Origin of the sequence: Acanthopleuribacter pedis (assembly GCF_017377855.1) — a bacterium.
GTDB classification, from domain to species: Bacteria; Acidobacteriota; Holophagae; order Acanthopleuribacterales; family Acanthopleuribacteraceae; genus Acanthopleuribacter; species Acanthopleuribacter pedis.
Window position 1 is genome coordinate 167,082 of sequence record NZ_JAFREP010000026.1, and the last position, 8,689, is coordinate 175,770.

5 protein-coding genes are annotated in these 8,689 nt (G+C 57.0%); 1 reads left to right on the forward strand and 4 read right to left on the reverse strand.

Annotated elements, in window-relative coordinates; genetic code table 11:
- Both J3U88_RS24725 and J3U88_RS24730 read right to left on the reverse strand, forming a co-directional pair.
- A complete protein-coding gene (locus J3U88_RS24725) occupies positions 1 to 1,530 on the reverse strand; it encodes an RHS repeat-associated core domain-containing protein (protein WP_207861678.1) in 1,530 nt (509 codons plus the stop codon).
- Positions 1,531 to 1,661: 131 nt separating this feature from the next.
- Positions 1,662 to 3,233 carry an RHS repeat protein gene (locus J3U88_RS24730; protein ID WP_207861679.1) on the reverse strand — a complete coding sequence of 524 codons (1,572 nt, stop codon included), beginning with the start codon at positions 3,231 to 3,233 and terminating at the stop codon, positions 1,662 to 1,664.
- A gap of 493 nt (positions 3,234 to 3,726) precedes the next feature.
- On the opposite strand from J3U88_RS24730, the gene J3U88_RS24735 reads away from it, so the two are divergent.
- Positions 3,727 to 4,308 carry an integrase core domain-containing protein gene (locus tag J3U88_RS24735; RefSeq protein WP_207861680.1) on the forward strand — a complete coding sequence of 194 codons (582 nt, stop codon included), beginning with the start codon at positions 3,727 to 3,729 and terminating at the stop codon, positions 4,306 to 4,308.
- A 214-nt stretch (positions 4,309 to 4,522) separates the two neighbouring features.
- Here J3U88_RS24735 and J3U88_RS24740 read toward each other — a convergent pair whose 3' ends face one another.
- Together J3U88_RS24740 and J3U88_RS24745 are read right to left on the reverse strand one after the other, a co-directional pair.
- Entirely contained in the window at positions 4,523 to 5,056 is a 534-nt protein-coding gene (locus tag J3U88_RS24740; protein ID WP_207861681.1) for a hypothetical protein, read from the reverse strand.
- A gap of 25 nt (positions 5,057 to 5,081) precedes the next feature.
- The coding region (locus J3U88_RS24745) for an RHS repeat-associated core domain-containing protein (RefSeq protein ID WP_207861682.1) at positions 5,082 to 8,689 on the reverse strand (3,608 nt) is incomplete at its 5' end.

The window sequence follows — 8,689 nt, forward strand, 5'->3', positions numbered from 1 at the left end:
TTACTTATCTGTTGACCCAGCCAGAAATTCAGATATTACAGCAAAAACAAACAGCTTATGAGCGACAACCTTCTCGAAAAAGTTGCCACTAGCCTGCATATCGGACGCAACTTTAGATATTTTTGTTACTAATGTTTCAAGACCATTCGGATCCCAGAGCATCATTGGGTTGCCGCCGGCGAATGCGTATGGTTCGGTGAAGGTGCTGGGGTCGTAGATGTTGGGGGCGCGGAAGTCGGGGTTTAGGAAGTGCCCTAGCTCTGGGCTGTAGTAGCGGTGGTGCATATAGACGAGGCCGGTGTCTTGGTCGCGCATGTGGCCGCTTAGGCCCAGGAAGGGTTGGTCGAAGCCGTTGAAGGGAGGTTGCTCGAAACCTTGGTCGAGGTGGTAGTTTGTTGTGCGTTTGCTTGCCGGGCCGGTGTTGTCGCCGCCCGCCACTTCGAAGCGGTCCGACCAGGTTTCGCCGTAGGGGCTGGTTGGGGTGTAGAAGACCTTGCCGTCGCCGACCCGCTTGTACGCGAACGGGGTGCCCAGGTGGTCGTTGAACAGGTAGTAGCTGTTGTTTTGGTTTTCCAGGTCGACGATGAAGGCTGGGCCGAAGGGCCCGTGGGCCACCGCGTGGGTCCAGCGTTCTCCGTCACCTTCTTTGCGGCCGACCGCGATCAGTTTTGAACCTTGGTACGAGAAGATCAGCGGGGTTTGGTTGCCCTCGGTGGCGGCGCGGATGCGGCGGTGCCCGCTGTCGTAGGCGTACTCGATGCGGCTGCCGTCGGCCCGCTCGATGGCGCGCAAGCGGCGGAATCCGTCCCATTCGTAACGGCCGTGCTGCTTGTTGGTTGAGACGGCGTCGACCTGGGTCAGGTTTCCGTTCTCCGGTTGGTAGGTCCAATCGACTTGGTGCGTGGTTTCCGGGTCCGCCGGTTGAACCACCGCGCGCGGTGCCTCGCTGGTTTGTTGTGCGATACGCCCGCCCTCACCCTGGACCGTGCTTCGGCCGCGCAGTTGGATGTCCACCAGACCGCCGCTTCCCGAGGGGCTGGGTTGGTCGTGGAGGACCAGCGTCAGTTGGGTGAGCAACTGTTTGTCGCCGTTGCCGTAGCTTTCGGTGAAGGACAAGGTCTCCGGCGCTTTTTGGGGGCCGTTGCTCGTGTCCGCGATCTCGCGCGTGACGCGCACCTCGCCCAAGGTGTGGTTGGGGTTGTAGCTTGGTACCAGCGTTTCGCGCAGGTCCGGGCCGGCGCGGGTGACCCGCGTGAGTTTGGCGCCGGAATAATTCACCGCTTGGTCGCAATCCTCGCTCAAGCCGTTGCCGCCGGTTTCGTATTCGAGGCTGAGCTCGAAATTGTCGGTGCTGCTGATGCTTTTGAGCAGGCCGTTTTCCTTGGTGACGGTGAAGGCGGTGCCGTCGCCCCAGGTCATTTGCGCGGGGAACCCTTCTTGCCAGCCCTCGTAACGCGTGTGCATGTTCGCGACCGAGACCTCGGTCAGGTTGCCGGCGGGATCGTATTGGTAGTTGAGGCTCGCCCGCATTACTCACAAGGAATTCTGCTACGAAGCCGAAAACCATGCGATTACTTCGCTTACTCGGTCGAGCCGCCTTCGCCGTAGCTCTGCTACGCCTGTGCCGTCTCTCGGTCGTAACCTTCGTACTCACAAGGTTTTCAGCTTCTCGCGACGAATCCTTGTGAGTAATGCGGGCTGGGACCGCCCTCGATCTGAACGCCGGTTAAACGGTTGAGGTTGGTGCGGTAGCTTTGGGTCACGCCGTTGGCGTCGGTGAAGCTTTCTAGTCGGGTGAGCTCCTCGGATCCGGCCGGGTACACGAACTGTTCGCCGCTGCCGTCGGCGTGGGTCAGTTGCACGACCCGGCCCGTCGCATCGTAGGCCGGGGTGATGGTTTCCGAGATGGGTGTGCCGCCGGCGGGATGGACGGGCGCCTCGGCGATCAGAAAGTCGACGCGGCCGTCGCGCCAAGCGATGCGCCGCGCGGGGTGGTTGCCCTCGCTGATGACCACGGGCCGGCTTTCGGCGTCGTAGTCGGTGGTTTTGGGTGCGAGGCCGGGGTAACCCAGGGTGGTAACCCGGCCTTGGGTGTCGACCTCGGCAAATACCTGGTTGGGGAATTGCAGGACGCGGTTATCGCCCTCGGCGAAGAGGAGGTGGGTTTCGGGACCGTTGCCGGCGTCGTAGGTCAGCGATTGCGGCGCGCCCCAGGCGTTGAACTGCACCTCGGATGCGGCGCGGTGGGGCCGTTCGTGACGGATCAGGTCACCCAAGGCGTTGAAATGGAAGCGCTCCGGGTGACCGGCGCTGGGCCGCAGGGTGATGCAACGCGGCTGCCCGTTGTTGTGGTACGCAACCGCCAGGTCGGCTTGTTTTTGGGTGTCGCGTTCCACGGTTAAACGCAGCGGGCGACCGGCTTCATTGTACTCGGCGTAGTGGATGCGGCGGCCCTCGGTATCAATGATGTTGCTCAGGTTGAGGCCGTCGTACTGGAACAAGGTGGTGCGGGTCGGCGTGTAGACGGCTTGCACGCGGTTGTGGGCGTCGCGCAGGACGGCGTTTTGCACGGCGTAGCTTCCGTCGGGTTTTTGGACGGTCAGGGCCTCGAACTGACCGTCGGCGTCGTAGTAGAGGCGGCTGTTGCTGTTGTCCGGGCCGGTGATGTCGACGCGGCGGTCGGCCTCGTGCCACGCGAATTGGGTGGTTTCACCCTCGAAGTTGGTCAGCTGCTTGAGGCGTTCGGTGGCGGGATCGAGGCTAAACCGCGTTATTCTGCCATTGCGAATCAGATCGGTTTGGAAGGGGTTCTCGGTGCCGCGATGGATCGCCACCTCATCGCCCAGCCAGGATCGTTGGGTGCGGCGTGCGCTGCTGACGCCCGAGCCGCTGTTCTCGGTTTGCAACAGCAGGTTGTCCGCGTTGTTGGGGTTGCCGGCGGTGACGGTGTTGATTACCCCGCTCTCGCCTTGGTAGGCGCGGGTGAGCTTCAGACCGCGCGGGTCGGTGCTGGTTTGTAAGCGGCCTTGCGCATCGTAGCCGAGGTACAGGGTAAGGTTGTCGCCGTCCTCGGTCGCGGTGGTCGGCGCCTGGGCGGCGGGCTGTTGGGTTCCGTGGCTGAGCGCCTCGATCTGCCCCTTCGCGTTGCGGCGCAAAAACAGGTCGGCGTCCCCCGGCAGGTCCCAGCTTTGCGGGAAGCCGTCGTTTTGGGCGGGGTTGCCGGCGGTGGTCACCCGGTCACCGGTGGATTTAGCGGTGTATTGCGACGCACTAACGCCACGCCAGGTTTCGGGTGACCTCCACCTTGAGTTGTGGATAAATGACCGATCATGCAACCTAATTTAGCTGAAAGGGGCAAGCATGGCCTGGCTGAATGTTTTGTAGTTGGTATTGTTAGTGGGGAGGGTGGAGGCGCGTCAGAAGGTGGCGGTCGATTTTCTTTTGGGATTGATTCAGGTGTAACGTGAAACCATTTATTCATTAATTAATGATTGGGACAAGCGTTTGACCGACAATCAGCGGCGGTGACTTGCGATCCTTGCCCGACGACTTTTTGCAAGGCATCGCGGCGCTGAGCTACAGTCCAGACGCGTTTTTGCGCCGGCACAAGAAGCTGGTGTACCAAGAATATTATTCGGAATCGGGGCAGCGAAAAGAAGGCCGCCGACCTCGTGTGATGAGTTTGGAAGACGGCCCCTTGAGTCCGGCCCCGAAACGGACTCGATCATGGCGACGATCTTGCAACAGCAATGGTCGAGCATGGTGGCTGCCGACTTATTTACGGTGAAACTGACACAGGGTTGGGGAGTACAGCCCGTGCATGTCTTGGTGATGATGCACCTGGCCTCGCGGCACATTCATATCGCCGGGATCGTGGTTGAACCGACGCAGACGTGGCTGGTTCAGGTCTCCCTCAACGAAACGGATGAAGCAGAGGGCTTCTTGAAAGAGGGCGCCTATGTGATTCATGATCGTGCGACGGTTTTCGGTGACCGATTTACGCAAACCTTGGCGGCGGCTGAAGTGACCACGGTGAAACTTCCTCCCCGATCACCGAACCTGAACGCACGTGTGGAACGCGTGATTCGGAGCAGCCGCGAAGAATGCCTGGATCGGTTTGTGATTTTCTCCAAAGGTCAGCTTGAATACCTTTTGCGTGAGTACACCGAATTTTACAACGAGGAGCGGCCACACCAGGGTCTAAAGAAACAGCTGGTGTCCGGCAAGCAGGGTAAATCAGAGGGAAGGATCAGGCGACGAACCCGCCTGGGCGGCCTGCTCAGTTTTTATGATCGCATTTCAGGTTAGGGATGTTGTGAACTCGGTTGGCATTTGGGGGCCGAAGTGCGTCCAAATAAAACGTTTCCACAAAAAACAGCCTTCTCTCAGACAAAATAATCGGCAGTTTTCCCTGAAACCAACCGTTGGATCTCGTTGTGCGGCGCGAATTTTTGAGTGGAGTGGGGGCGTGGTTTATTTTGGGACACTACGGGACATTATGCCTTTTCGGCTAAGGTCTAGCTTACATTGACATTTCGCGGCACTCATTGATTATTCGTGTAGCTTCGCTTTTTAGAGCCGGTGAAATCATGTCAACAGCATAACTTGTTGAGGTGAAGGCTAAATCTAAAACATAATCAAAATCTTGACCAATAGAAATAGCGAGAGGCGAAGAGCTAGTGAATTCAATCAAACACATTAATTCTAAACATGTTATAACTGTTCCTTGATCTTTGTCAGATCTTACCATTAACGTGAGCTCTTCGATGAAGGATAAGACGTTTAATTCGTTTACTTTTCTAGAAAATTGACCCTGAATAGATTTGAACTCAGTATATGATACTGATTTAAGTTTTTCTGATAGATTTATTAGTTCCTGTGAAAATATTAGCCATGAGGCTAGCTCGGGTTTGCTGTTTCTCATTTGGAGATGTGAAAGATATTCACTATGAGACATCTTTGCAAACTTTTGCTTCTCAAATGGGGAGAAACAAAAATTCACACATTGTGTGTCCAGTATTTTGTTGGCCTCGATGAGTTTTTTTAAATTATTCATTTGAACACCCCCCTCGGTGATACTTTTAATTTTTAGGGACCATCCATCCTGTGAGTGACGAGCTTCCTGGTTTTCTAGGTAAGTATAATGCATAGCCAAGCTTTTCAAGCAATGCGAGTTCACGCTGGTACACACTTGGGAAAGGTGAAACTTGTCTTCTGTTGAACGATAATCGGAAGTTAATGTTTGATAAATCGCTTATCAATCTAAATGGTTTTCCTTTTTGTACGAATCCTATCATCCAGGCGTCGTTAACAGGAAGGTCCCAATATTTAGGTACATTTAACCTGTGAAATTTTTCAGGATGTAAATTTACAAAAAGTTTCACTTCACGAATGTCGCCAATAACTGGAATCTTGTTTTCATTTTTAGCTATCTGGTACCACTCGAATGCTGTCCATCTTTTCTTCCTCTGAGACATGTTCCAGATTAAATTACTTGGATCGAACCATGTCCTTGTCTCAGTTTTGAACTCTTCAAAATCATTTGTGTTTCGAATCATACCAGGTAAGGGGTTAGCAAACTCAGGAATTTGAGATGCGTCTAAGCCTTCAATTTCATTCACGCCAGCTTCATTTAGCTGATAATCCGTTAAGTCTACCATAGAATTTAGCAAAATATGAGGCAGCGAGTTTGCCCAGCCGATCTGACTTCCCAATCCCCCTGTCGCTATTCCCATACCTGCTCTTGAGCCTTGGCCAACAACAACGGCGCTTGCGCCAAAACCTGTTCCTGAACTAACTGCATCATTCAGAATGGTGGAGAAAGCAAATCCTGGTCTCCCTGCTGCCGCAAGTGTTGGTAGCTTCTGTATTGAAACAGAGTTTCTCAGGTTCACCATGGCTCCTAGACCCATGTTTGAAATGTCTCCAGCGGCTTTGAGCAACAACATTGTTTCGCCATATGTTCTACCGACTACTCGGCCTGCTTTATGACTTTTTCCTTGTTCATATAAAATTAATGCTTGTTCGGGCCGAGTGGAAAAGTCACTCCACATATCCTCTAACATCCCATAAATACCTTTGTCGTAAGCAACTAAAACCAATTGATCTGCTGATTGACGAAAGGCGGTGGCGTCTTTTTTATAGGAAGAACTTCCTGTTATGGTGTAAATAACATTTGTGGTTCCTCCGTAGAAAAATTTACCAGGGTTGATTATGAAGACTTCCGCAAAACCATGTACTACACCAACCGATACACGACCATCGAAATACTCTGCAAAAAGACCATTCGGATCCCAGAATATGATTGGGTTGCCGCCAGCGAATGCGTACGATTCGGTGAAGGTGCTCGGGTCGTAAATGTCGGGGGCGCGGAAGTCGGGGTTTAGGAAGTGGCCGAGTTGGGGGCTGTAGTAGCGGTGGTGCATATAAACGAGGCCGGTGTCTTGGTCGCGCATGTGGCCGCTTAGGCCGAGGAAGGGTTGGTCGAAGCCGTTGAGCGGGGGTTGCTCGAAACCTTGGTCGAGGTGGTAGGTTGTTGTGCGTTTGCTTGCTGGGCCGGTGTTGTCGCCGCCCGCCACTTCGAAGCGGTCCGACCAGGTTTCGCCGTAGGGGCTGGTTGGGGTGTAGAACACTTTGCCGTCGCCGACCCGCTTGTACGCGAACGGGGTGCCCAGGTGGTCGTTGAACAGGTAGTAGCTGTTGTTTGGGTCTTCCAGGTCGACGATGAAGGCTGGGCCGAAGGGGCCGTGGGCCACCGCGTGGGTCCAGCGCGCCCCGTCACCTTCTTTGCGGCCGACCGCGATCAGTTTTGAACCTTGGTACGAGAAGATCAGCGGGGTTTGGTTGCCCTCGGTGGCGGCGCGGATGCGGCGGTGCCCGCTGTCGTAGGCGTATTCGATGCGGCTGCCGTCGGCCCGCTCGATGGCACGCAAGCGGCGGAATCCGTCCCATTCGTAACGGCCGCGCTGCTTGTTGGTTGAGACGGCGTCGACCTGGGTCAGGTTGCCGTTCTCCGGTTGGTAGGTCCAATCGACTTGGTGCGTGGTTTCCGGGTCGGCCGGTTGAACTAAGGCGCGCGGTGCCTCGCTGGTTTGTTGTGCGATGCGGCCGCCCTCACCCTGGACCGTGCTTCGGCCGCGCAGTTGGATGTCCATCAAACCGTCGCTTCCCGAGGGGCTGGGTTGGTCGTGGAGGACCAGCGTCAGTTGGGTGAGCAATTGTTTGTCGCCGTTGCCGTAGCTTTCGGTGAAGGACAAGGTCTCCGGCGCTTTTTGGGGGCCGTTGCTCGTGTCCGCGATCTCGCGCTCCACCCGCACCTCGCCCAAGGTGTGGTTGGGGTTGTAGCTTGGTACCAGCGTTTCGCGCAGGTCCGGGCCGGCGCGGGTGACCCGCGTGAGGTTGGCGCCGGAATAATTCACCGCTTGGTCGCAATCCTCGCTCAAGCCGTTGCCGCCGGTTTCGTATTCGAGGCTGAGCTCGAAATTGTCGGTGCTGCTGATGCTTTTGAGCAGGCCGTTTTCCTTGGTGACGGTGAAGGCGGTGCCGTCGCCCCAGGTCATTTGCGCGGGGAACCCTTCTTGCCAGCCTTCGTAGCGTGTGTGCATGTTCGCGACCGACACCTCGGTTAGGTTGCCGGCGGGGTCGTATTGATAGTTGAGGCTGGGACCGCCCTCGATCTGAACGCCGGTTAAACGGTTGAGGTTATAGCGGTAGCTTTGGGTCACCCCGTTGGCGTCTGTGAAGCTTTCAAGTCGGGTGAGGTCCTCGGATCCAGCCGGGTACACGAACTGTTCGCCGCTGCCGTCGGCGTGGGTTAGTTGCACGACCCGGCCCGTCGCATCGTAGGCCGGGGTGATGGTTTCCGAGATGGGGGTGCCGCCAGCGGGATGGACGGGCGCCTCGGCGATCAGAAAGTCGACGCGGCCGTCGCGCCAAGCGATGCGCCGCGCGGGGTGGTTGCCCTCGCTGATGACCACGGGCCGGCTTTCGGCGTCGTAGTCGGTGGTTTTGGGTGCGAGGCCGGGGTAACCCAGGGTGGTAACCCGGCCTTGGGTGTCGACCTCGGCAAATACCTGGTTGGGGAACTGCAGGGCGCGGTTATCGCCCTCGGCGAAGAGGACGTGGGTTTCGGGGCCGTTGCCGGCGTCGTAGGTCAGCGATTGCGGCGCGCCCCAGGCATTGAACTGCACCTCGGATGCGGCGCGGTGGGGTCGTTCGTGGCGGATCAGGTCACCCAAGGCGTTGAAATGGAAGCGCTCCGGGTGACCGGCGCTGGGCCGCAGGGTGATGCAACGCGGCTGCCCGTTGTTGTGGTACGCAACCGCCAGGTCGGCTTGTTTTTGGGTGCCGCGTTCCACCGTCAAACGCAGCGGGCGACCGGCTTCGTCGTACTCGGCGTAGTGGATGCGGCGGCCCTCGGTATCGATGATGTTGCTCAGGTTGAGGCCGTCGTAGTGGAACCGGGTGGTGCGGGTCGGCGTGTGGACGGCTTGCACGCGGTTGTGGGCGTCGCGCAGGACGGCGTTTTGCACGGCGTAGCTTCCGTCGGGTTTTTGGACGGTTAGGGCCTCGAACTGACCGTCGGCGTCGTAGTAGAGGCGGCTGTTGCTGTTGTCCGGGCCGGTGATGTCGACGCGGCGGTCGGCCTCGTGCCACGCGAATTGGGTGGTTTCACCCTCGAAGTTGGTCA

Coding starts and splice junctions, on each gene's coding strand:
- J3U88_RS24725 (WP_207861678.1), bottom strand. CDS start 1,530: ATGCGGGCGAGCCTCAACTACCAATACGATCCCGCCGGCAACCTGACC.
- J3U88_RS24735 (WP_207861680.1), top strand. CDS start 3,727: ATGGCGACGATCTTGCAACAGCAATGGTCGAGCATGGTGGCTGCCGAC.
- J3U88_RS24740 (WP_207861681.1), bottom strand. CDS start 5,056: ATGAATAATTTAAAAAAACTCATCGAGGCCAACAAAATACTGGACACA.